This window comes from Marinovum sp. J2-8, from assembly GCF_055808435.1.
Genome location: NZ_JBVVRZ010000007.1, coordinates 114720 through 137414 on the forward strand (window position 1 = coordinate 114720; position 22695 = coordinate 137414).

19 protein-coding genes and 2 pseudogenes are annotated in these 22695 nt (G+C 60.5%); 10 read left to right on the forward strand and 11 right to left on the reverse strand.

What is annotated here, in order from left to right; genetic code table 11:
* Positions 1-58: 58 nt before the first annotated feature.
* Genes AC0L4F_RS18995 through AC0L4F_RS19005 form a run of 3 tightly spaced genes read right to left on the reverse strand, consistent with a single transcriptional unit; the run spans position 59 to position 2273 of the window.
* Entirely contained in the window at positions 59-1426 is a 1368-nt protein-coding gene (locus AC0L4F_RS18995) for an oligosaccharide flippase family protein (RefSeq protein WP_244690965.1), read from the reverse strand.
* Entirely contained in the window at positions 1423-1548 is a 126-nt protein-coding gene (locus AC0L4F_RS19000) for a hypothetical protein (RefSeq protein ID WP_348524132.1), read from the reverse strand. The genes AC0L4F_RS18995 and AC0L4F_RS19000 overlap by 4 nt, the downstream gene beginning before the upstream one ends.
* Entirely contained in the window at positions 1545-2273 is a 729-nt protein-coding gene (locus AC0L4F_RS19005; RefSeq protein WP_348524133.1) for a glycosyltransferase, read from the reverse strand. The genes AC0L4F_RS19000 and AC0L4F_RS19005 overlap by 4 nt, the downstream gene beginning before the upstream one ends.
* Positions 2274-2356: 83 nt before the next feature.
* Between AC0L4F_RS19005 and epsE the strand changes: the two genes are divergently transcribed.
* The gene (gene epsE, locus AC0L4F_RS19010; RefSeq protein ID WP_244690966.1) at positions 2357-3562 is read left to right on the forward strand and encodes an exopolysaccharide biosynthesis GT4 family glycosyltransferase EpsE; all 1206 of its coding nucleotides are present in this window, start codon (positions 2357-2359) and stop codon (positions 3560-3562) included.
* 42 nt (positions 3563-3604) lie between these two features.
* On the opposite strand, the gene AC0L4F_RS19015 is transcribed toward epsE, so the two are convergent.
* The 7 genes and pseudogenes from AC0L4F_RS19015 to urtA all read right to left on the reverse strand — a co-directional run bounded on the left by AC0L4F_RS19015 (position 3605) and on the right by urtA (position 13942).
* Positions 3605-6550, reverse strand: a complete 2946-nt coding sequence (locus AC0L4F_RS19015) for a calcium-binding protein (RefSeq protein ID WP_244690967.1) — start codon at positions 6548-6550, stop codon at positions 3605-3607.
* Positions 6551-6647: 97 nt separating this feature from the next.
* Positions 6648-7840 (reverse strand): annotated as a pseudogene (kynU, locus tag AC0L4F_RS19020) (kynureninase).
* Positions 7841-7882: 42 nt separating this feature from the next.
* Entirely contained in the window at positions 7883-8578 is a 696-nt protein-coding gene (urtE, locus tag AC0L4F_RS19025) for an urea ABC transporter ATP-binding subunit UrtE (RefSeq protein WP_244690968.1), read from the reverse strand.
* A gap of 1 nt (position 8579) precedes the next feature.
* Positions 8580-9320 carry an urea ABC transporter ATP-binding protein UrtD gene (gene urtD / locus AC0L4F_RS19030; protein WP_244690969.1) on the reverse strand — a complete coding sequence of 247 codons (741 nt, stop codon included), beginning with the start codon at positions 9318-9320 and terminating at the stop codon, positions 8580-8582.
* The gene (gene urtC, locus AC0L4F_RS19035) at positions 9317-10495 is read right to left on the reverse strand and encodes an urea ABC transporter permease subunit UrtC (protein ID WP_244690970.1); all 1179 of its coding nucleotides are present in this window, start codon (positions 10493-10495) and stop codon (positions 9317-9319) included. Before urtC ends, urtD begins: the two co-directional genes overlap by 4 nt.
* A 136-nt stretch (positions 10496-10631) precedes the next feature.
* Positions 10632-12599: an urea ABC transporter permease subunit UrtB gene (gene urtB, locus AC0L4F_RS19040; protein WP_244690971.1), complete on the reverse strand. Its 1968-nt coding sequence runs from the start codon at positions 12597-12599 to the stop codon at positions 10632-10634.
* Positions 12600-12678: 79 nt separating this feature from the next.
* Positions 12679-13942, reverse strand: a pseudogene (gene urtA, locus AC0L4F_RS19045) (urea ABC transporter substrate-binding protein).
* A 415-nt stretch (positions 13943-14357) separates the two neighbouring features.
* Here urtA and AC0L4F_RS19050 point away from each other — a divergent pair.
* From AC0L4F_RS19050 to ureG, 9 genes are all read left to right on the forward strand, one after another.
* The gene (locus AC0L4F_RS19050; RefSeq protein ID WP_244690972.1) at positions 14358-15221 is read left to right on the forward strand and encodes an urease accessory protein UreD; all 864 of its coding nucleotides are present in this window, start codon (positions 14358-14360) and stop codon (positions 15219-15221) included.
* 4 nt (positions 15222-15225) lie between these two features.
* Positions 15226-15528 (forward strand): urease subunit gamma, encoded by a 303-nt coding sequence (locus AC0L4F_RS19055; RefSeq protein ID WP_244690973.1) that lies wholly within the window; start codon positions 15226-15228, stop codon positions 15526-15528.
* 43 nt (positions 15529-15571) lie between these two features.
* A complete protein-coding gene (locus tag AC0L4F_RS19060; protein WP_244690974.1) occupies positions 15572-15733 on the forward strand; it encodes a hypothetical protein in 162 nt (53 codons plus the stop codon).
* Positions 15730-16035: an urease subunit beta gene (locus tag AC0L4F_RS19065; RefSeq protein ID WP_244690975.1), complete on the forward strand. Its 306-nt coding sequence runs from the start codon at positions 15730-15732 to the stop codon at positions 16033-16035. The genes AC0L4F_RS19060 and AC0L4F_RS19065 overlap by 4 nt, the downstream gene beginning before the upstream one ends.
* A 31-nt stretch (positions 16036-16066) precedes the next feature.
* Complete coding sequence (locus AC0L4F_RS19070; protein ID WP_244690976.1) at positions 16067-16576, forward strand: GNAT family N-acetyltransferase; 510 nt, start codon at positions 16067-16069, stop codon at positions 16574-16576.
* An 11-nt stretch (positions 16577-16587) separates the two neighbouring features.
* A complete protein-coding gene (gene ureC / locus AC0L4F_RS19075) occupies positions 16588-18348 on the forward strand; it encodes an urease subunit alpha (protein WP_244690977.1) in 1761 nt (586 codons plus the stop codon).
* A 72-nt stretch (positions 18349-18420) separates the two neighbouring features.
* Positions 18421-19020 carry an urease accessory protein UreE gene (gene ureE / locus AC0L4F_RS19080; protein WP_244690978.1) on the forward strand — a complete coding sequence of 200 codons (600 nt, stop codon included), beginning with the start codon at positions 18421-18423 and terminating at the stop codon, positions 19018-19020.
* A complete protein-coding gene (locus AC0L4F_RS19085; RefSeq protein ID WP_244690979.1) occupies positions 19010-19651 on the forward strand; it encodes an urease accessory protein UreF in 642 nt (213 codons plus the stop codon). Before ureE ends, AC0L4F_RS19085 begins: the two co-directional genes overlap by 11 nt.
* The gene (gene ureG / locus AC0L4F_RS19090; protein WP_244690980.1) at positions 19648-20286 is read left to right on the forward strand and encodes an urease accessory protein UreG; all 639 of its coding nucleotides are present in this window, start codon (positions 19648-19650) and stop codon (positions 20284-20286) included. Before AC0L4F_RS19085 ends, ureG begins: the two co-directional genes overlap by 4 nt.
* 146 nt (positions 20287-20432) lie before the next feature.
* Here the strand turns inward: ureG and AC0L4F_RS19095 are convergent, their stop codons facing one another.
* Positions 20433-22655 (reverse strand): NADP-dependent isocitrate dehydrogenase, encoded by a 2223-nt coding sequence (locus tag AC0L4F_RS19095; RefSeq protein ID WP_244690981.1) that lies wholly within the window; start codon positions 22653-22655, stop codon positions 20433-20435.
* Between the last annotated feature and the right edge of the window lie 40 nt (positions 22656-22695).

A 22695-nucleotide genomic window follows, 5' to 3' on the forward strand; every position in this document is an offset into this window, starting at 1 on the left:
AGGGCAAGTTCCCGGCGCAAGCGCCGCATTCGCCCGTCTGGCAGGGCCCGATTCCACATCATGTCGCCGCCCCCGGAAAGAGTGTCATGATCGCCGCGCCATTGATCATCCAGGCCAAAAGCGCAATCAAACCGCCGACCACGGCAAACACCAGATCATGCATCGGATCCCAGGCCTTCATCTTGCGGGCAAGGCGAACAACCACCGGATAGACCGCAATCATCGCCACGCCCTGGCCAGCAATCGCACCAAACAACCCGCCAAAATGCACACCGGCCAACAAGCCGATGATCATAAAGGTGGCCCGCGCCGATTGCAGGCCAAAGAATCTGCGGCTGTCCCCGGCGGCGACCGCCGTCTGATCATAGGTCAGCGCGACGATCAGCGGCAATTGCGCAATCGCAATCACCACCGCAACCGGCCCCGCCATGGCATAGCGATCATCATACATCACCCCGACCAACCACACCCCCGACGCGGCAAAAATCGCCTGAAGCACCATCAAGCCAGAGGTCACCATGACCCGCATCCGCCGCAGCTTGGCAAAGTTTTCGGGCGCGGCACCGGGCGGTGTTTCGCGGTAAATCGGGATCAGCACCTTGCGGGTGACCACCATTCCCAACAACATCGGGAAGGACGCCAGAAAGAAACCGATGTTATAGACGCCAAACTGATCAATCGGCAGGTAGCGGCCCAAAATGATCTTGTCGCCCTGATGGAACAGGAACCCGACAAGGGTGGACAGGAAAATCCACTTGCCGAAATTTATCAGCTCCTGCACCGCAGGTTTTTCCCAACGAAACTGATTGCCCCGTCCGGGCAGGAATTTCATGTTCAGCCAAAGCTGGGCCGCCATCGACACGATGCCCGACACCACCAAGGCAAAAACCGATTGCAGCCAATAGGCCAGCAAAATTGCGAAAAACACGCCCACCAGCTGGGTCGCGATTTCCAGAAGCGTCACCCGCCCCAGAATCAGGTGGCGGTTCGCGGTTTCCATTTTGGTCGGATTGAACCCCTGAATGATCAGCGTCAGGCTCATCAATGGCAAGAGCATCACAAGCTGCGGCTCGTCATAGAACTGCGCCAGCGGCCAGGCCATCGCACAGGCCGCCAGCCAAAGCCCAAACCCCCGGACAACCTGAATGGTCCAGGCGGTATCAAGGAAATCTGCGTCGTCGCCCCGTTTGCTTTGTTGAATTGCGGGCGAAACACCGACATCGGAAAACATCTGCAACCCTTGCAGAAACACCATGGTCAGCGCCATCAGGCCAAAAGCCTCGGGGAAGAGGATGCGGGTCAGAATGAGGTTCGAGCCCAGGCGCACCAGCTGGGTCATGCCAAAGCCACCAACGGTGAAAAGACCGGACCGCAAAGCACGCGCCGTCAGGGACCCGCCGCTCAATTTCCGCGCAATTGCCCTCATCTGCCGCGGCTCCATCCTGCGTCGCCGCCGAATTTTGTCGCCAGCGCCACCCCGGCATAAACCGCAAAGCCAAACGGATCGCGCAGCGCCAGCCCCAGCTTGCCGCCCAGACCTGGCGTCACCGAATCATCATTGGCGACCAGCGCGGGAAACTTTTCCCGGATCTCATCAACACCGATGTTCTGGCGCCTGCGCACCCGCACCAGCGCGGGCCAACCTTCGACCAGGGGCCAGCGATACCGCCCGGGCACCGCATGACGTTCCGCGCGGCAAACTGCAAACGGGCAAATGTGTCATCGGAAATGATCGCGGGCCAATCGCCCCAGCGCGCACGCCCGGCGGCATTCACCGCGAACAACCCGCATCCCGGAACACCCTGACGGATAAACGGCACCCGGCGGTAAATCCGGGCATAGGCGCGTGACAGGGCGCTGTCCGGATCAGGAATTTCCAGCGTGCCACTGGCATAGGCCGCGCCGTCCTGCTGCAAAAATTGCGCCAATTGCCCCAACACATCACCATCCACAACCACATCAGCATCCAGGTAGGCACGCACCGGCGCGCGCGCAATTGCATCCCCGGCATTCAACGCCGCGATCTTGCTGCCCTCGGCCAGCTCAACCACATCCAGATGCCAGCCCCGCGCGGCAAATTCTGCCGCATACCCGCGTGCCACATCACCGGTCCGATCCGTACAGCCATTTGCGACCACAATCACCTGCGCATGATCCGGACCTTTCGACCCAATTATCGCATCAAGACAGGCACCAATCCAACGCTCTTCGTTGTGGGCAGGGATTACCACCGCCAAAATAAAGTTTTGGTTCAACGACACGATAAAACTCATAACAATTTTGTTCTTCTCTGTGGACTATACATGCAACTGTGGCCAAACCATGATGCGGCAAGGGAAAACGATGGATGGGCTGCATGTCACAAGGGGAAAAAATCGGGTATCTCGTCCCGCAGTTTCCGGGACAGACACATATTTTCTTTTGGCGTGAAATTGCGGCGATGGAAAAAACCGGCATCACGCCGGTGCTGTTTTCCACCCGCAAGCCGCCCGCTGGGCTGATCTCGCATGAATGGTCGACGGCGGCGATGGCCCGCACAACCTATCTGGGCGAGGTGTCTCTGACCTCTGCCTTGTCGGTTCTGCCCCGGCTGCCGTGGCCTGCGCTCTGGCGGGAAATCCGCCGCGATGGCCTCTCGGTGGTCAAGGATGCTGCAATCTGTGCGGCGGCGGCACAGGCGCTTTGCGATCACTGTGCGGAGCAGGGAATTTCCCATGTGCATGTCCATTCCTGCGCCCGCGCGGCGCTGATTGCGGCGCTGGCACAGGATCTTGGCGGGCCAAGCTATTCCCTGACCTTGCACGGGCCGTTGTCCGATTATGGCAGCGCCCAGCGCTATAAGTGGCGCAATGCCAAATTCGCCACCGTGATCACCCGCAAATTGATTGCCGAAATGCAGGCCGATCTGCCGGACGATCTGCCGCGTCTGATTCTGCGCCCGATGGGGGTGGATACGGATTACCTCCGGCGAGACGCCCCCTATGTTCCGTCCGAACCGGGCGGGCCGATCCGGGTCTTTTCCTGCGGGCGGTTGAATGTGGTCAAAGGCCATCAGGATCTGATCGAGGCGGTGCGCCAATTGCGTGCAGACGGCCATGATGTGACGTTGGAAATCGCCGGACAGGATGACGACGGTGGCAGCGGCTTCCGTCTGGTGCTGGAACAATTGATCAAGCAACATGGGCTGACGGAACATGTCACCCTGCTGGGCGCGATTGACGCCGCCGCGGTCAAGGCGAAACTGCTGGGGGCAGACATCTTTGCCCTAGCCAGCTGGCATGAACCTCTGGGCGTCGCCTATATGGAGGCGATTGCCTGTGGCGTGCCGACCATTGGCACCAATGCCGGCGGGGTGCCGGAATTGATCGACGACGGCGTCGAGGGTCTGTTGGTGGCGCCAAAGTCGCCAGAGGCGCTGGCCGCAGCGATTCTACGCATCCATCAAGATCCCGCATTGGCCAGCCACCTCAGCGAAACCGGACGCGCGCGGATCGAACGCGACTATCGCGCCAGCCTGGGCGCAGAGGTGATTGTCGAAGAAATGCGGCGGTCGCAGGGCTGAACGCGACACCGTTCGCGTCCCCTGTCCCCCTGCCTGCAACCTTTACTGCGCCTGCAACAGGTCGGCACCAATTTCGATATCCGCAAAGCGCACGGTTTCAATATCGCGCAGATGGCTTACCTGTGCGCCGCGCCAAATCCGCAGAACATCCCCCGCCATATCAAACCCGTAATCGCCATAGGCCCCCGGCAGAACGGCGACATCATTGCCGGCCCCGCCATGCAGAAAATCGCCGCGCCCATGTGCGATCAACACATCATCACCGCCCAACCCGATCAAGACATCTTCTTCGCTGCTGCCTTCGATCCTGTCCGCACCATCAGTGCCGCGGGACATCACACCGTTTCTGAAGGTCTCTGCTGTGCGGACCTCCCACCATGCTGGCGTGTCGCGGTCAAAGGCCATCAACGCATCCCAACGCGGGTTGCTGTCGTCCAGATGCCGCAAATGCCCCCAACTGCCGTATTTCGACGGCGCGCCGACATCGACAAACGCATTGAACATCGTTCCGCCGACGGCCCGCCAGGCCTGCAACAGATCGGTATAGATCTCGGCCATGTCCGGCGTGTAGTTCAGCTGATGGAAATAGGCGGTCATATCCGCATCTTCCAGCCATGGCCCCTGGCCCTGAATATGTGTCCCGCCCTCATACATCACCAGCGCCAGACCATGTTTGGCGGCAACCCCGGCGTGATAGGGCCAAAGCTCCTCGGTCAACTCGGCCAAAGATCCTTCGCGCAGCCGGGCAATTGTCGGGGCAATTGTGCCCTGGAACCGATGTTCCCGCACATATTCGCGCAGCGCCACCCGCTGCAATCCCTGCGCCGCGCCGGCCGCGCGGGCGGTTTCCGCCGCTTCATCCAACAACGACCGAAGCTGACCGCCCCCGTCCTCACTGCCAATGGAATGGCCGAAATAGCCCGACACCGCATAGGCCTGAAACCGGGTGACCGGTGCTTCATGGCCCTCGGCCTGCCACAACGGCGCTTGCAACAACGGTTCCTCCAACCCGGGCCAGCCGGTCTGGACAGCGATCACATTGACCAGCCGCGCCGGGGCGTCATCGCCAAACACATCGGTCCACAGATCAGCGACCTCTGCCGCGCGCATCCCGGCAAATTGCATCCAGCCGTTGTCGCCCGCCGCATCCCCCCAACGTGCCTCGGCCTGTTGACCGGCCCAGATCGCTTGCGGAAAAATCCGGTTCCAGAGCTCGTTTGAATATTCCACATAGACCTTCAATCGCAGATCAAGCCCGTCGCGGACCGTTTCGGCGTAGCGGCGGATGAAATCGTCATCGGCCATATGTGGCATCGGAATCCAAGGGTCCGCCCCAACCAGATTGGCCAAGGTCAGCAGATGTTCCACCGGCACGCCGCGTTGGGCATAGCTGTAATCACTGACCCTTGCGCGATCCTGCCATGTCACCTTGTCAGAGCCATTGGTGAACATCCAATCCATGAACCGCAGGCTGCGCAGATCGGCAATCCGGGCCACAAAATCGGGATTGAACACCATGCCGACCTCATGCAGCGGAATGTGATTTTCATGCACAATCGCGATGTCGCGGATGTAATCCCCGGTGCCTTCGGGGTCGGTTTCGCGGATCTGAACCGCAACCGTGTCATCGTCAGGCCGGAAGTTGAACCAGATTTCGTGATCGTTGCGCGCCTGCACCTTTGCCAGCCCGACAACATCCAAAGTCCCGCTGCCCTTCCATGTCATCCGGTAACTGCCCCGGAGCGATTGCACCTCTTGTGGCAATTCCGTCAGGACAAAGGTCTCGATCCGGTCAACCCCATCCGGCAGACGGGTGACCCAGCCCTGATCATCGAACACCCCATCCGCCAACAGATCCTCATAGCTCCATGCGCCCCATGTGCTCTGGGTGTGCCCCACCCATCGGCGCGCGGTTTTCATCACATCGACAAACGGCTGCTGGGTTGACCAATCCGCAATCCCGTTCAACCCCATCCCAAGCGAAGGATTTTCCAGCCCGGTGGTATTGGCGGCCGGGATCGGCACAGGGGCCTCTGCCTGTTTGAGCGGTGTGTGACTGCCCCGCTCAACCTCGGTGTTTTCTGCCCGCTGCCGGGGGGCAGTGAAATCTGCCAGATGGCGCCAGATGAATTCGGCGGTGGCGGCATAATTGGCAACCAGCAGCGGATGCGCATCCTCGAACCGGGAAAAATCGGCGGGCGGCGGGGCATTATACAGCGCGGAATAGGTGATCAGCGCCGCGATCAGATAGGTGGTCGGCGTGCCGTGCGGCGCATCGTCCGTGTAAAGATCCACCGGCGTGAGTTCCTGCAAGGGGCCTTCGGTCAACAACCCGGTCAGGATCGACCCAACCGGGATCAGACGCACATCCAGCTCCGGCACCGCCGCCGCAACCCCGGCGTGATAATCCAGATACCAATCGTGATAATCGCCGGTGGTGAACGCCTGATACCGCCTATATTGCCACCACAATGGCGGGAACCGTTTCATTTCGGCCCAGCCTTCATAAAGAAACACGGTCGGACGCGCCCCATCCTGCATCGCCCATTTCGCCAACTCTACCGTGCCGCTGATCGCAGAGCGTTGGTCGGGAATATTCCCTTCATAGACGGCATCCGGGGCCTGATACTGGATGAAATTTTCCGGGTTTATCAACACGGTATCAATATCCGCAGCGGCAAAAGACCCCTGTTCCGCCGTATAGGACGGGGTGACGCCGGGAAAGGTCCACGTCGGGCTTGGCGGGATTTTGTCAGGAAACTCAATGCCAAAGGTATATTCACCGCTCAGGGCGAGATCACGCCCATCCGCCGCCGCCAGAAGGTTCAGCCAATAAGGCACCGCCGTGCCATCAGATTCGGTCGGATGGTCGATCAGCGAATTGCCCCAGACATAAACCCGCAGCTTGTCGACCTCTTGCGCCGGGGCAAGCCCGGGCAAAGTGGCTGCCAAGACAAAGCAAATCACCCGGCTAAGAGAATTGAACATGAGCCTCACCTTGTATTGTTCCGCACCGACATATCCGTGAAGCTTATGACGACATTTTGGCAAATCACTTCACAATATCGCGTCCCGGGCCCCCGGATCACGTCACGGCATTGCGCTGATGATATTCCGGCTGATCCCAGGCCCCGGTTGTCATGATCTCGGCCAGGATTTCAACCGCGCAGTCAACGTCATCGACCCCGATGTACAGCGGGGTAAAGCCAAAGCGCATGATGTTCGGCGCACGGAAATCGCCAATCACCCCACGCGCAATCAACGCCTGCATCGCAGCATAGCCAGCGTCGAACCGGAACGATACCTGAGAGCCACGCTGATCGGCATCCCGCGGGCTGGCCAGCGTCAAATCAGGACAGCTGGCCTCGACCCCTGCAATAAACCGGTCACAAAGCGCCACCGATTGCGCGCGGATATCGGCCATCGTCACATCATCCCAGACATCCAGCGCCGCATCCAGTGCCGCCATTTGCAGGACCGGCGGCGTACCAACCCGCATCCGCGCCACGCCCGAGCCGGGGCGATAATCCGGCTCAAAGGCGAATGGCGCGTCATGGCCAAGCCACCCCGCCAGCGCCGGGCGCACCTGTGCGGCGATGTCGGGGCGCAAGCTTATGAATGCGGGCGCGCCCGGCCCGCCGTTGAGGTATTTATAGGTGCAGCCAACGGCAAATTCCGCGTGCGAGCCGGCGAAATCCACCGGCACCGCGCGGCGGAATGTGCCAGATCCCAGATCACCACCGCACCGGCGTCCTGCGCCCGTTTGGTCAACCGCGCCATGTCATGCATCCGCCCGGTGGCATAATCGACATGGGTCAGCATCAGCACGGCAATGTCATCACCAATCGCCGCCTCAACAGCCTCGGGCGCGACGACCCGCAATTCATGACCGCGGTTCAGACTGCCCAAAAGCCCCTGCGCCATATAGAGATCGGTGGGAAAATTGCCGCTGTCGGACAGAACCACCCGGCGATCCGGGCGCATTTCCAACGCGGCGGCCAGCGCCTGATAGACCTTGATCGACAGGGTGTCGCCCAGCACCGTATTGCCCGGCGCGGCCCCGATCAGCGCCCCGATCCGATCGCCAAGGCGGGTCGGCATATCCATCCATCCCGCCCGGTTCCAACCGGTGATGAGCATGTCGCCCCATTCGTCCACTGCCGCCTGTTGCAGACGCGCCGCAGCGGCGCGCGGCAAAGGGCCGAGCGAATTGCCATCAAGGTAAATCATCCCATCCGGCAGATGGAACATGGCGCGGGTCTTGGTGAAATCTGTCATGGGCTCAACATGCCACAACGCGCGGCAATGAAAAGCCGGTTTCTAGACCGAAACGTGTTTCAGCAAAGTCTCGCGGTCGGCGTCTTCGCGATCACGTTCCAACACCACTTCGCCGCGTTTCAGCACCACAAAATGATCCCCAAGATCATAAGCGAAATCAAAGAACTGTTCGACCAGAATGATCGCCATTCCGCCTTTGCCGCGCAGGTATTTGATCACTTCGCCGATCTGCTGGATGATATTGGGCTGAATGCCTTCGGTTGGTTCGTCCAACAACAAAAGTTTCGGCTTGGTGATCAGCGCACGGGCAATCGCCAGCTGCTGCTGCTGCCCGCCCGAAAGGTCACCACCGCGACGGTTTCGCATTTGTTTCAGCACGGGGAACAATTCGAAAATCTCATCCGGAACAAAATGTTCGGATTTCGGCAGACAGGCATAACCGGTTTCGAGATTTTCCATCACCGTCATCAAGGGAAAGACATCCCGCCCCTGCGGCACATAGCCGACGCCCTTTTGCGCCAAGGCATGTGCCGGCAAACGGCCCATGGATTCGCCATCAATCAAGAGATCCCCGCCTGCGCGGGGATGGGTGCCGGAGATCGCCTTCAGAAGGCTGGTCTTGCCCACCCCGTTGGTGCCCATCACACAGGTGACCTTGCCCGCCTCTGCCTGCATCGAAATGCCGTGCAGAATTTGGGAATGGCCGTATTTCAGCGTCAAATCGCGGGTTTCAAGCATGTTATCGCCCCAAATAGACGTCAATGACGTCTTTGTTCTGTGTCACATGATCAAGGCTGCCTTCGGCCAAGACAGAGCCTTCGTTCAACACCGTGACCTTGCAATTCAGACGGCGGACAAATTCCATATCGTGTTCCACCACCACAACCGCATGTTTCTTGGCCGCTTCGACCAGCATGGTGGTGGTTTTCTCGCGTTCCGCCGGGGTCATGCCCGCCGCCGGTTCGTCGACCAGCAACAGCCGGGGATCCTGGGCCAGCAACATGCCGATTTCCAGCCATTGTTTCTGGCCGTGGCTCAGCTCGCCCGACTGGCGTTTCAGCTCTTCGGTCAGGCCAATCAATTCGGCGATTTCTTCGATCCGTTCCGCCCCGCGTTTGCTTTTGCGATAAAACAGCACATCAAACGGGCCGCGTTTGTTGGCCAGCGCCATGGCAAGGTTTTCGCGCACGGTCTGGGCCTCGAACACCGTGGGTTTCTGGAATTTGCGCCCCACACCAGAGCGGGCGATTTCGCTTTCGCTCATCTTCAGCAACGACACGGATTTTTCGCCAAACAACACCCGGCCCTCGTCGGGTTTGGTCTTGCCGGTGATGATGTCCATAAAGGTTGTCTTGCCCGCGCCATTGGGGCCGATGATGGCGCGCATTTCCGGCTCACCGATCTGAAAGCTGAGGTTGTTGATGGCGCGAAAGCCATCAAAGCTGACCGTGACGCCGGACATTTCCAAAAGCGTTTTCATGGCTTGTCCTCTGCCTTTTTCATCACGATCAGGTCAAACAACCCGCCAATCCCCTTGGGGAAGAACAGGGTCACAGCAACAAAGCTGAGACCAAGCAGCACCAGCCACCAATCGGTCCATTTGATTTCATAAAACCCAAGATTGATGTTGGGCGCGCCGCCGCCGGTGAACCAGCTGGACAGAAGCGAGACAAAGGCCGCGCCGATCACCGCGCCGTAAAGCCGCCCACGCCCGCCAATGGCCACCCAGACCGCAAGATAGATCGAGGCAATCGGCGCGATTTCCGCCGGATTGATGATGCCCGCCTGCGGATAATACAGCGCGCCGGCAATGCCCGAAACGATGGCCGTCAGGGTGAAAACAAAGAGTTTGTAGCTTTCGACATGATAGCCAAGGAAACGCACCCGTGCCTCGTTGTCGCGAATGGCGCGGATCACGCTGCCCATCTTGCCGTCGACCACATAGGCAAACAGCAGATAGCCCGCCCCCAGCGCCAGCGCCGAGGCCCAGAAAAAGGCGATGGAAATCGTGGCCTGTGGCGTCGCCTCAAACCCCGGAATATTCTGTAACCCGGAAAGACCGTTGTTTCCACGCAGGCCGGTGTCGTTCTGAAACAGATAGAGCGACAGGGCGAGTGTCATCGCCTGGGTCAGGATCGACAGATAAACGCCGGTAACGCGCGAGCGGAAGGCGAGCCAGCCAAAGACCAGCGCCAGAAGGCCGGGGATCAAGATGACGGCCAGAAGCTGCAATGGCAGCGAATGGGCAAAGGCCCAGATCGTGGGGAATTCCGAAGAGCCAACAACGCCGAAGATCTGGCTGCCGATGGCGTCTGTTATCTCGCCCGATGTGGGCGGAATGGCCCCGGATTGCAGGCTTTCGACGACAATCGCCTCTGTCCGGGCGTACATCAGCCACATGCCGACGGCGTACCCCCCGATGCCGAAGAAGGCGAAATGGCCCAACGAAAGGATGCCGCAATAGCCCCAGACCACGTCCATCGCGATGGCGATGAGACAGAGGCAGAGGGTTTTGCCCAGAGTTTTCACGAAAGAGGTCGAGATGAAGCCAATGCCTGTGGCCTCGGAGAGGGCGGTGACCGACAGGGTGAAAAGCCCAAGCGCCGCGAGGAAGATCAGGATCGACGGATTGCGGAAGACGAGAGAGCGGTTCATTGCTGCTGGCCCTTGATTTGGTTGCGCCGCGCTGCTGCGCGTCGCTGGGGGGTGGCGCGCGTTGCGCGCCGCGGGGGCGCCGCCCCCGGAACCCCCGGGATATTTCTGAACAGAAGAAGGTATGGCGTTTTCATGATCAATCTCCTGCTGCCCGGCCTTTGAGGGCGACGATGCCCTTCGGGCGGAACTGAATGAACAGGATGATGAAGAGGATCATGTAGGTCTGGGCGGCGAGGGTGTTCGAGGGGTTGAAGAATTCGATCCCCTTTTGCAGGAAGCCGATCAGGGTGGCGCCCGCAAGCGTGCCCCAGACGTTGCCGACACCGCCGACAACCACGGTCATGAAGCTCTGCACGATATAGTCGGCGCCCATTTCCGAGGTGACCTTGGCATAAAGGCCGATGGCGACACCGGCGATCCCGGCGATGCCGGAGCCGAGACCGAAGGTCAGCATGTTGATGCGATCGGGGTTGATGCCCATCGACGACGCCATGCGCGGATTTTGCGTGACGGCGCGGACCTCTAGCCCGAGGCGGGTTTTCTTGAGGATGAACAACAGCAGCGCAAGGAACATCAGCGCGAGCACAAAGATGGCGATACGGATGTAGGAGATCTGCACCACGTCGTTGATCACCCATGCGCCGTCGAGCCAGCCCGGTGAGGTCAGCGGGCGCGCCTGGGTGCCGAAGATGTTCTTGGCCAGCTGTTGCAGCGCGATGGAGATGCCGAAGGTGGCGAGCAGGGTTTCCAGTGGGCGATGATAGAGCCAGCGGATCACCAGGCGCTCCATCGCAACGCCGGCGGCAAACGTGACGGCAAAGGCCAGCGGCAGGGCGACAATCAGCGACAGGGTGTAATCAGGGATGAACAGCTGCACCACATAGCCGGTGTAGGCGCCCATCATGATGAATTCGCCATGCGCCATGTTGATCACGCCCATCACGCCAAAGGTGATGGCAAGGCCGATGGCGGCGAGGAAGTAGATCGAGGCCAGCGACACCGCGTCCATCGTCAGGTCGATGGTCTGGCCAACGCCAACGCGGGTTTCGACCGAGGCCAGCGCCGTTTCGGCGGCATCGGTGATGGCGGCGTCGGGCTCGTCGTAAGCTTCGTAAAACACATGGGCGTCGAGCGCGGCATCGACATCGGCGTCGGTGACCATCTGCGGGACTGTGCCCTCGGCGGCGAGTGCGGCATAGGCTTCTGCGCGGGCGTCATCGCGGCCCAGACGGGCCAGTGCCAGCCCGCCGACACGGCCGTCGACGATATTGGCCTCAAGCGCGGCACGCACATCGGAAGGGGTGACCAATGGCGGCGCAAGATCGGCCGAGACCAGTGCGGCATAGGCCACGTCGCGGTCAATCGTGTCGCCTGCGGTCAGCACACGGGCAATATTCGCGCCCTCTGGCACCTCATTGGCCGCGGTGAATTTCACTGTCAGAATCTGATTGAGAACTGCGCGGCCCTCGACGCTGAGATCGCGGGACAGGCCCGCGATAGCCGCAATGCGTGCGGCAGTGTTGTCGCCAAAACGCGCGGTCAGATAGGTGACCAGACGCTCTTTGCGGGTCTTCAGGGCGGGATCTGTTTCCCCGGCGATCGACGCGGCCAGCGCCGCAAGCTGGGTCGGATCGGGATTGCGGGAAATGGCATCCAGCGCCTCGCGGCGGCGATTGATATCGGGGTCGGACAGTTGAAACTGGACCAGCGCCGCGCCGATTTCACGACGCACACCGCCGTTGGGTTTGATATTGGACAGGCCATCACTGGACACCGCCGTTGCGACCACTTCGCCGCTGTCAATATCGGTCAGGTCATAGCCATCACCGGATTTGGCTGCATAGAAGAACATGCCATCCGCGTCGCGTTCCCAGACATCGCGTTCCACAAACCGATTGAGAAACCCGGGCACCTGGGGATTGCCAGAGCCCACCAGCGCATCGAGCACCGTACCGATGGAGCGGCGCGACGGCTTGGCGACCAGCGCCTGATGCTCTTGCAAGATGGATTGGATTGTCTGGGCTGGGTCGGGCGAACCGTCCTGAGCCGTCGCCGTGATGGGCAGACACAGCAAAGCCAGACACACGAGAAGAACGCGGTGCATAAGGGGGGCCAATTCTTGCGAGGAAAAGGAGAGCGGGAGCGCGACCAAAGCCGCGCCCCCTGGGAGGAGACCGTTTAGATCAGTAGTTGGATTTGATCTGTACGCAGGTTTCGGTTTCGGTGTTGTACATACCGCAACCCAGATCTTTCCAATCGGATTTCAGAACCGCCAATTCCGGCAGATAATCGGTCCAGGCATCGCCCGGCACTTCCGAGGTTTGGCTGATGATATCGAACTGGCCATCGGCGGTGATTTCGCCGATCAGAACAGGCTTCGACAGGTGATGGTTCACCAGCATCTCGGCGGTGCCGCCGGTCAGGTTCGGGAAGGTCTGGCCATACATCGCGGTGCGCACGGCATCGACATCGGTGGTTTCAGCCTCGGTCGCGGCGTTCACCCACATGTTGAAGCCGATATAGTGTGCTTCCATCGGGTCGTTCGTGACGCGCTCTTCGCCCATGCGGGCCTTCCAGGTTTCGATAAACGCTGTGTTGTCGTCGGATTCTGCCGACTGGAAGTAGTTCCAGGCCGCGAGGTGGCCAACGAGGTTCGATGTATCAAGGCCCGAGAGCTCTTCTTCACCAACCGAGAACGCCACAACGGGGATGTCATCCGCCGAAATGCCAGCCGCTGCCAGTTCCTTGTAGAAGCCGATGTTGGCGTCGCCGTTGATGGTGGAAATCACGCCAACCTGTTTGCCGTCGGCGCCCAGCGCGACAACATCCGCCACAATGGTGGCCCAGTCGGAATGACCAAACGGCGTGTAGTTGACGAAGATATCTTCTTCGGCAATGCCCTTGGACTTCAGATAGGATTCAAGGATGTTGTTGGTGGTACGCGGATAGACATAGTCGGTGCCGAGCAGGGCGAATTTTTCAACGCCCAGTTCGTCGAGGAAATAATCTGTGGCCGGGATCGCCTGTTGGTTGGGGGCGGCACCGGTGTAGAACACATTTTTCGAGGATTTCTTCGCCTTCGTACTGCACAGGGTAGAACAGCAGGCCGTTCAGCTCTTCGATCACCGGCAGAACCGATTTCCGCGACACGGAGGTCCAGTTGCCAAAGATCACGTCAACTTCGTGAACCGACAGAAGTTCACGTGCTTTTTCGGCAAACAGCGGCCAGTCGGACGCAGGGTCAACAACAACAGCCTCAAGGTCACAGCCCAGCAGGCCGCCCTTTTCGTTCTGCTGCTCGACCAGCATTTCAATGGTGTCTTTCAGGGTGGTTTCCGAAATCGCCATGGTGCCGGACAGCGAATGCAGAACCCCGACTTTGATCGGGCAATCGGCGGCCAGCGCGGGCGTAGCAGCAAAAAGCCCAAGCGCGGCAATGGATGTCATGGTCTTTGTGAAACGGATCATCAATCTTTTCTCCCCGCAGGGTATCTGCATTGCCATTGCACCGAAATGGGCGCGGACATAGATACAGACCCTGCAACGTCGTTGTTGCGAAATGTGTGGCGGCCGGAAGAATGCCAGTTCAGCGGTCGTCACACGCCCATCACGTCGGTTCATCCCCTCGGCTGAGCACGGATATTGGTTCTGCATTGCGGCAACGGGATCAATTCTGGCGGCGCGTTTTGGCCACGATCAATGGTTAATGATTAATTTATAGGCACAACCAGCCACACATGCACAATAATTGATCTAAATTTCCGGCGCGATGTCTCGAAACTGCCGCGAATCTGGCCATTCACCGGTTGGCTATGCTCAATACGTGGCAATTCAAGCAACCAACCGGAATCGTCCCATCACCTTGCAACCCCGTCATATGATTGCCCCCGAGGCCAAGACCCGCACCGGCAAAACCGCTGCCAAAGATCAGGGTCAGCCGCGCACACGTGGCGGAATCATCCTGTCAGCCAAGCGGCGCGGCCCCGACAGCGTGATTGATGGTTTGCGCCAGGTTGGCGCGTACAAGGCGCTGTTCCCGCGCGGACGCGGGATGCTGCAATCGATCCTGATCAATACATCTGGCGGCGTGACGGGCGGCGATCAACTGGCCCTGACGGCAGAAGTCGGATCAGGTGCCGCGCTGGGCCTGACCACGCAGGCCGCGGAACGCGCCTATCGCAGCCGCGAAGGCGACTTTGGTCATGTCACCTCTGCCATCAAGGTGGCCGAGGGGGCGACGCTGCATTGGTTGCCGCAGGAAGTGATCCTTTATGATGGCTGTGCGCTGTCGCGACGTCTGGACATTGATCTGGCGGCGGATGCGCGGCTCTTGCTTGTGGAACCGGTGGTCTTTGGCCGTGCTGCCATGGGCGAGTGCCTTACCTCTGGCCGGTTTCATGACCGGATCACAGTCACGCGGGGCGGCCGACCGCTGTACCGCGATGCGCTGCACCTGGAGGGGGCAATATCGGATCAACTGGCCCTGCGCCCCGTGGCGGATGGCATGGGCGCGATGGCGTCGCTGGTTTATGTCGCGCCGGACGCCGAAACCCGGCTGACCACCATCCGCAGCCAACTGCCCGCCACCTGCGGTGCCAGCCTTCTGGCACCTGATTTGCTGGCCCTGCGGCTGCTCTGCCCGGACAGCCACATGCTGCGCAAACATCTTATTCCCATACTCGACCTGTTGTCGGGCGATACCCTGCCTGTTTCCTGGAGACTTTGACCACATGCAACTGACCCCCCGAGAAAAGGACAAACTGCTGATCGCCATGGCCGCAGAAGTCGCACGCAAGCGGCTGGCCCGTGGTGTGGTGCTGAACTACCCCGAGGCGATTGCCCTGATCACCGATGCCGTGGTCGAAGGCGCGCGCGATGGCCGATCCGTTGCCGACATGATGGAGGCCGGCGCCCAGGTCATCACCCGCGACCAATGCATGGAGGGCGTGCCGGAAATGATCCACGAAGTTCAGGTCGAAGCAACCTTTCCCGACGGCACAAAGCTTGTCACCGTGCACAACCCCATTCGGTAGAGTGGATTTCCAACCCACCGCCCCCCTCAACAGGAGACCCAACATGACCCGTATGCTTGCCCCCGCCCTTGCGCTTACTGCCACGCCCGCGCTTGCCCATTCCGGCGCGCATCTTCACCCGCATGGCGCGGGAAACTGGCTGACCGTGGTGCTGGGTCTGGCCGTTGTTGCGCTGGCAACCGCGCTGATGGTGCGGCGCAAATGATCCCCGGAGAGCTGTTTCCCGCCGAGGGCACGCTGACGCTGAACCCCGGCGCCGAGGTGACAACGCTGATGGTGGCCAATACCGGCGACCGCCCGGTGCAAGTCGGCTCGCATTACCATTTCGCCGAAGCCAATCCCGGGTTGGATTTCGACCGTGATGCGGCACGCGGCAAAAGGCTCGACATTGCGGCGGGCACCGCCGTACGATTTGAGCCCGGCCAACGGCGCGAGGTCAATTTGATCCCGGTTTCCGGTGCGCGACGGATTTTTGGCTTTAACCAGCAGGTGATGGGCGATCTCTGACGCGCCCGCGCCCGCATCTCAGGACGCCATAATGCCCCATGCTATCGAGAAGGTTCGCACCGATTCCCAAATCGCCGCCGCACGTGCCATGGTTTGGGAATTCTTTGACGTGCTGCGCGAGCGCTATCCCGACATGCTGGATATGATCGACGATTATATCAAAAATCAGGATGTTGCGGGCGAGCTTGCGGCCTTTGACCGGTTCTTCCTGCCACCGCATGGTGAATGTTTTCTGGCAATGCTGGATGGCGCGCCCGCCGGTCTGGTCATGCTGAAACCGCATGGCGACACCGGCGGCGAAATGAACCGGATGTATGTTCGGGCGTCTGCCCGTGGCAAGGGTCTTGGCCGCAAGCTGGGCGAGGCGATCATCACAGAAGCCCGCGCCCTGGGCTATGACACCCTCTGGCTTGATGCGGTCTATCGCCATGTTGAGGCATTGCCACTCTACGAAAGCCTCGGCTTTGAATATTTCACCGATCCCAGCGTGTTCCACGGCGACGACGATCGCATCCTTCACATGAAACTATCCCTTCAATAGAGAGCCCAGACATGCCCGCCACGATCAAACGTTCCGATTACGCCGCCATGTTCGGCCCCACTGTGGGCGACCGCCTGCGCCTGGCTGACACTGATCTTGTTATCGAGGTCGAGCGGGATTTGACCGCTGAACTGGCCGGCAGCGCCACCTCTGGCGGCAGCGGCGCCAATGCGCTGGCCTATGGTGAAGAGGTCAAATTCGGCGGCGGCAAGGTGATCCGCGACGGGATGGGCCAGGCCCAGACCACGCGTTTGGATGGCGCAGTGGACACTGTGATCACAAACGCGCTGATCGTTGATCACACCGGCATCATCAAGGCCGATGTCGGGTTGAAAAGCGGGCGGATCGTGGCAATTGGCAAGGCGGGCAACCCCGACACGCAACCCGGCGTGAACATCATTGTCGGGCCGGGCACCGAATGTATCGCGGGCGAAGGTCGCATTCTGACCGCAGGTGGCTTTGACAGCCACATCCACTTTATCTGCCCGCAACAGATCGAGGATGCGCTGCATTCCGGCCTGACCACCATGTTGGGCGGCGGCACCGGCCCCGCGCATGGCACGCTGGCCACCACCTGTACCCCCGGCCCCTGGCATATGGGGCGGATGTTGCAGGCGGCGGATGCCTTCCCGATGAACCTGGCCTTTGCGGGCAAGGGCAACGCGTCTCTGCCTGCCGCGCTGGAGGAACAGGTGCGTGGCGGGGCCTGTAGTCTCAAACTGCACGAAGATTGGGGCACCACCCCGGCGGCAATTGATTGCTGTCTGTCGGTGGCCGATGCCATGGACGTGCAGGTGATGATCCACACCGATACGCTTAACGAATCCGGTTTTGTCGAAAACACCGTCAAAGCAATGAAGGGCCGCACCATCCACGCCTTTCACACCGAAGGCGCGGGCGGCGGCCACGCCCCCGACATCATCAAGATCTGTGGCGAAGAGCATGTTCTGCCCTCCTCCACCAACCCGACGCGGCCCTTTACCGTGAACACGATCGAGGAACACCTCGATATGCTCATGGTCTGTCACCATCTGGATAAATCCATCCCCGAAGACGTGGCATTCGCCGAAAGCCGCATTCGCCGCGAAACCATCGCCGCCGAGGATATCCTGCACGACATGGGCGCGTTTTCGATCATCGCCAGCGACAGCCAGGCGATGGGCCGGGTCGGCGAGGTGTTGATCCGCACATGGCAAACCGCCGACAAGATGAAGAAACAGCGCGGGCGGCTGGCCGAAGAGACCGGCGACAACGACAATTTCCGCGTCCGCCGCTATATCGCAAAATACACCATCAACCCTGCCATCGCACATGGGCTTTCGCATGAGATTGGCAGTGTCGAGGTGGGCAAGCGCGCGGACCTGGTGCTGTGGAACCCGGCGTTCTTTGGCGTGAAGCCGGAAATGGTCTTGCTCAGCGGGACAATTGCCTGTGCGCAGATGGGCGATCCCAACGCGTCGATCCCGACACCGCAACCGGTCTATTCCCGGCCGATGTTCGGCGCCTATGGCCGGTCTGTCGAAAACTCTGCCGTGACCTTTGTCTCTGCCGCCGCCCAAGCCGAAGGCATCGGCGACGCGCTGGGGCTGGCCAAACAGACCGTCGCGGTGACAAACACCCGCAAGATCGGCAAAAAAGACCTGAAGCTGAACGACGCCACCCCGCATATCGAGGTGCATCCAGAAACCTACGAGGTGCGCGCCGATGGCGAGTTGCTGACCTGTCAGCCGGCAGAAGTGTTGCCCATGGCGCAGCGCTATTTCCTGTTTTAGCGCCCCCACCGGCCCGAGCCCTGCCCAAAAAAATTGCCACCAAAGCGCCTGCATTTCTGAAGGACAGCAGTCATGACCCTGCCCGCCACCCAAACCATCGTAACGCGCGCGCATGCGCCCGACTGTCAGGATCTCGTGACGCTGTCTTATGATGATCGTTTCTTTCGCCGCAAGGTGCTGACCACGGTCCAGGGCACGCGGTTTCTGGTGGATCTGGAACACACGACTTCGGTGGATCATGGCGATGCCTTTCAATTGCCGGATGGCACGTTGATCGAGGTGGTGGCCGCCGAAGAAGACCTCTTTGCCGTGACCGGTGATCTGACGCGGCTGGCCTGGCACGTTGGCAACCGCCACACCCCATGCCAGATCGAAGAAGGTCGTCTCTTGATCCAGCGCGACAAGGTGATCGGCCATATGCTGGAACATCTGGGCGCGACGCTGACCGAAGTGTCGGAACCGTTCACGCCAGAGGGCGGGGCCTATGGCCATGGTCGCACCCATGCGCATGAACATGGCGCGACGGCGCATTCCCACGGGCACGAACACAGCCACGGGCACAGTCACGATCACGGGCCCGACCACAGTCACAATCACGGGCACAGCCACGAACATGGGCACAGCCACACACATTCGCACCAAAACGCCCATGCGCATGACCATGAACACTGATCTTCTGACGCTGCAACAATGGCTTTCGCCGTCCTTTCCGGTTGGCGCATTCGCCTATTCCCATGGCCTGGAAACCGCCATTCACAACGGCTGGGTGACATCCGCGGACGACCTGCGCAACTGGCTGACGCCGCTGTTGGCGGATGGCAGCGGGCGCTCTGATGCGGTGCTTTTGGCCTGCGCCTATCGCGCCGGCACGACCGCCGAGTTGGAGACGGTCGAGGCCAATGCACGGGCCTTTGCCCCCGCCGCCGAACGGCTGACCGAAGGCGCGTTGCAGGGCGCGGCATTCGCCCGCACGGTGCGCGACGTCTGGGGGTTTGATCTGCCGGACATGATGCTGCCGGTGGCGGTGGGGCGCGCGGCGCGTCTGGCGGGCCTGCCCCTGCACACCACCTGCGCCATGTATCTGCATGCATTCATCGCCAATCTGACCTCTGCCGCGATCCGGCTTGTGCCGCTGGGCCAGACCGAGGGGCAAGCCGTGCTGGCCACCCTGACGCCGCTTTGTGGTACAATCGCAGACGCAACGGCACAGGCGACGCCCGACGATATTTATTCCAATTGCCTGCTCTCGGATGTGGCGGCAATGACCCATGAAACCCTCGAACCAAGGCTTTTTCGCGCATGACCACGCTAAACGGACCTCTTCGTATCGGCATCGGCGGCCCTGTCGGTGCAGGCAAAACCACATTGACGGCCAAACTGGCCGGTTTGATGCATCCGGGCTATTCCATCGCCGCGATCACCAACGACATTTACACGCAGGAAGACGCCGAGGCGCTGATGCGGATGCAGGTTTTGCCCGGGGATCGGGTGATGGGCGTGGAGACCGGCGGCTGCCCCCATACCGCGATCCGTGAAGATGCCTCGATCAATCTTGCGGCCATCGCCGACATGCGGGCCCGGCATGCGGATCTTGAGGTGGTGCTGGTCGAATCTGGCGGCGACAATCTGTCGGCCACCTTCAGCCCGGAACTGGCGGATTTCACCATCTACGTGATCGACGTGGCCGCAGGCGAGGAAATCCCGCGCAAGGGCGGGCCTGCCATCACCAAATCCGACCTGCTGATCATCAACAAAACCGACCTCGCGCCGCATGTCGGGGCGTCACTGGAGGTGATGGAACGCGACGCGAAACGGATGCGCGGGGATCGGCCGTTTCTGTTTGCCTCGTTGAAACACGGCAAGGGACCGCAAGAGATTTTGCAGGCGATTTGTGATCTGGCCGGATTGCGTGAGTTGGAGGCGATCCCGGCGGAGTAGAACGCCGCAGTCCCGGACTTGATCCGGGACCTCTTCTCAAACCTGCGGGAGGTCCCGAATCACGTCCGGGACTCTGACAGAACCTCTGGAAACGAAAAAGCCGCCCGTTTGACCGGGCGGCTTTTGTTTTGTCAGGGCTGATCAATTCAGCCGATGATCGCGTTCAGTGTCGCGCTTGGGCGCATCACTTCGGCTTTCTTTTCGACGCTCGCCAGATAATAGCCGCCGATATCCGCCGCGCCGCCCTGGGCTGCGGCCAGTTCACCGGTGATTTCAGCTTCCTTGCCTGCCAGTTCGGCTGCGATAGGCGCGAAATGCGCGGCCAGTTCGGCATCCTCGCTCTGCGCCGCCAAAGCTTCGGCCCAGTAACGCGCAAACCAATAGTGGCTGTCGCGGTTGTCAGGCTCGCCCAGCTTGCGCGACGGCGATTTGTCATTGTCGAGAATGCCCTGCGTTGCGGCCTCGGCCGCCGTGCCCAGCACACCCGCTTTGGCGTTGCCCTTGCTGTCGGCCAGGAAATTCAGGCTCTCGCCCAGGGCACAGAATTCACCCATCGAATCCCAGCGCAGGTGGTTTTCCTCGACCAGCTGCTGCACGTGTTTCGGCGCAGAGCCACCGGCACCGGTTTCGAACAACCCGCCGCCCTGCATCAGCTTCACGATCGACAGCATCTTGGCCGATGTGCCCAGTTCAAGGATCGGGAACAGGTCGGTCAGATAGTCACGCAGCACGTTGCCGGTGATGGCAATGCTGTCCTTGCCTGCGGTGATGGTTTCCAGCGAGGCGCGGGTCGCCTCACGCGGGGCCATGATCGCGAATTTGTCGGCCACACCTGCCGATTCCAGAACCGGGGTCACATATTTGATCAGCTCGGCATCATGGGCGCGGTTCGCGTCCAGCCAGAAGATCGCCTCGGCACCGGTCAGGCGCTGACGGTCCATCGCCAGCTGAATCCAGTTCTCGATCGGCGCCTTTTTGGTTGTGCAGGACCGCCAGATGTCACCGGCCTCGACGTCATGGCTGTGCAGTACATCGCCATTGGCCAAAACAACGCGGATTGCGCCATCTGCCGGCGCCTCAAACGTGGTTGGGTGGCTGCCGTATTCTTCGGCTTTCTGCGCCATCAAACCGACGTTCTGCACCGACCCGGCAGTGGCCGGGTTCAACGCGCCGTTGGCTTTGAAGAAGTTGACCGATTCCTCATAGACCGGCGCATAGCAATTGTCGGGGATGACACAGTTGCTGTCGCCCTCGTTGCCATCCGGGCCCCAGCCTTTGCCGCCGGCACGGATCAATGCAGGCATGGAGGCGTCGATGATCACATCGGACGGCACATGCAGGTTGGTGATGCCCTTGTCGGAATTCACCATGTACATTTGCGGGCGGGTCGCCTCGACCGCGGCAATCTCGGCCTGAATCTCGGCGGCATTCGGCATCTCGGCGATGCGCGCCAGAACGTCACCCAGACCGGAGTTCGGGTTCACGCCAGCGGCCTCGAGATCGTCGCCGAATTTGTCGAACACCGGTGCCAGCCATGCCTTGACCGCATGGCCAAAGATGATCGGGTCCGAGACCTTCATCATTGTGGCTTTCATATGCAGCGAAAACAGCGTGCCGTCGGCTTTGGTCGCTTCGATCTGTTCCGCCAGAAACGCCGAAAGCGCCTTGGCCGACATGAATGTCGCGTCGACAACGGTGCCCTCGTCCAGCGGCCAGCCGTCTTTCAGAACCGTTGTCGTGCCATCCTTGGCGACAAATTCGATCTTGGCTGCACCGGCCTGAGCGGCGGTCAGGGTTGCGGAAACTTCGTTCGAGAAGAAGTCATTGCCGGACATCGACGACACTTTGGTCTTGCTGTCGCTCGACCATTTGCCCATGCGATGCGGGTTGGATTGGGCGTATTTCTTGACCGGCTTTGCAGCGCGGCGATCAGAGTTGCCTTCGCGCAGAACCGGGTTCACAGCCGAACCTTTGATGCCGTCATAGCGTGCGCGGATCGCTTTTTCTTCGTCGGTCTGGGGGTCTTCGGGGTAATCAGGCAGGGCATATCCCTTTTCCTGAAGTTCCTTCACCGCTGCCACCAGTTGCGGCACCGAGGCCGAAATATTCGGCAGTTTGATCACATTGGCATCCGGTGTTTTCACCAACTCGCCCAATTCCGCCAGATCGTCGCTTTGGCGCTGATCCTCGGTCAGGTTTTCGGGGAAAGTCGAAATGATCCGACCGGCCAGCGAAATATCCTTGGTGCCGACGGTGATTCCGGCGGCGGCGGCGAATTTGCGGATGATCGGCAGGAACGATGCGCTGGCAAGCTCGGGCGCTTCGTCTACGATGGTATACAGAATGTCGGGATGCTTTGGATCGGCCATGAAATTGTGCCCTTTTCTGACAGTGGAAAACGCGAGCGAA

Bases quoted from the DNA above. Each gene is read 5' to 3' on its own strand.
- AC0L4F_RS19060 (WP_244690974.1), top strand. From the start codon at position 15,572: ATGACCCGTATGCTTGCCCCCGCCCTTGCGCTTACTGCCACGCCCGCG.
- urtE (WP_244690968.1), bottom strand. From the start codon at position 8,578: ATGCTTGAAACCCGCGATTTGACGCTGAAATACGGCCATTCCCAAATT.
- ureG (WP_244690980.1), top strand. From the start codon at position 19,648: ATGACCACGCTAAACGGACCTCTTCGTATCGGCATCGGCGGCCCTGTC.
- AC0L4F_RS19070 (WP_244690976.1), top strand. From the start codon at position 16,067: ATGCCCCATGCTATCGAGAAGGTTCGCACCGATTCCCAAATCGCCGCC.
- urtC (WP_244690970.1), bottom strand. From the start codon at position 10,495: ATGAACCGCTCTCTCGTCTTCCGCAATCCGTCGATCCTGATCTTCCTC.
- urtB (WP_244690971.1), bottom strand. From the start codon at position 12,599: ATGCACCGCGTTCTTCTCGTGTGTCTGGCTTTGCTGTGTCTGCCCATC.
- AC0L4F_RS19095 (WP_244690981.1), bottom strand. From the start codon at position 22,655: ATGGCCGATCCAAAGCATCCCGACATTCTGTATACCATCGTAGACGAA.
- AC0L4F_RS19005 (WP_348524133.1), bottom strand. From the start codon at position 2,273: ATGAGTTTTATCGTGTCGTTGAACCAAAACTTTATTTTGGCGGTGGTA.
- ureE (WP_244690978.1), top strand. From the start codon at position 18,421: ATGACCCTGCCCGCCACCCAAACCATCGTAACGCGCGCGCATGCGCCC.
- ureC (WP_244690977.1), top strand. From the start codon at position 16,588: ATGCCCGCCACGATCAAACGTTCCGATTACGCCGCCATGTTCGGCCCC.
- AC0L4F_RS19015 (WP_244690967.1), bottom strand. From the start codon at position 6,550: ATGTTCAATTCTCTTAGCCGGGTGATTTGCTTTGTCTTGGCAGCCACT.
- AC0L4F_RS19065 (WP_244690975.1), top strand. From the start codon at position 15,730: ATGATCCCCGGAGAGCTGTTTCCCGCCGAGGGCACGCTGACGCTGAAC.
- AC0L4F_RS18995 (WP_244690965.1), bottom strand. From the start codon at position 1,426: ATGAGGGCAATTGCGCGGAAATTGAGCGGCGGGTCCCTGACGGCGCGT.
- epsE (WP_244690966.1), top strand. From the start codon at position 2,357: ATGTCACAAGGGGAAAAAATCGGGTATCTCGTCCCGCAGTTTCCGGGA.
- urtD (WP_244690969.1), bottom strand. From the start codon at position 9,320: ATGAAAACGCTTTTGGAAATGTCCGGCGTCACGGTCAGCTTTGATGGC.
- AC0L4F_RS19055 (WP_244690973.1), top strand. From the start codon at position 15,226: ATGCAACTGACCCCCCGAGAAAAGGACAAACTGCTGATCGCCATGGCC.
- AC0L4F_RS19085 (WP_244690979.1), top strand. From the start codon at position 19,010: ATGAACACTGATCTTCTGACGCTGCAACAATGGCTTTCGCCGTCCTTT.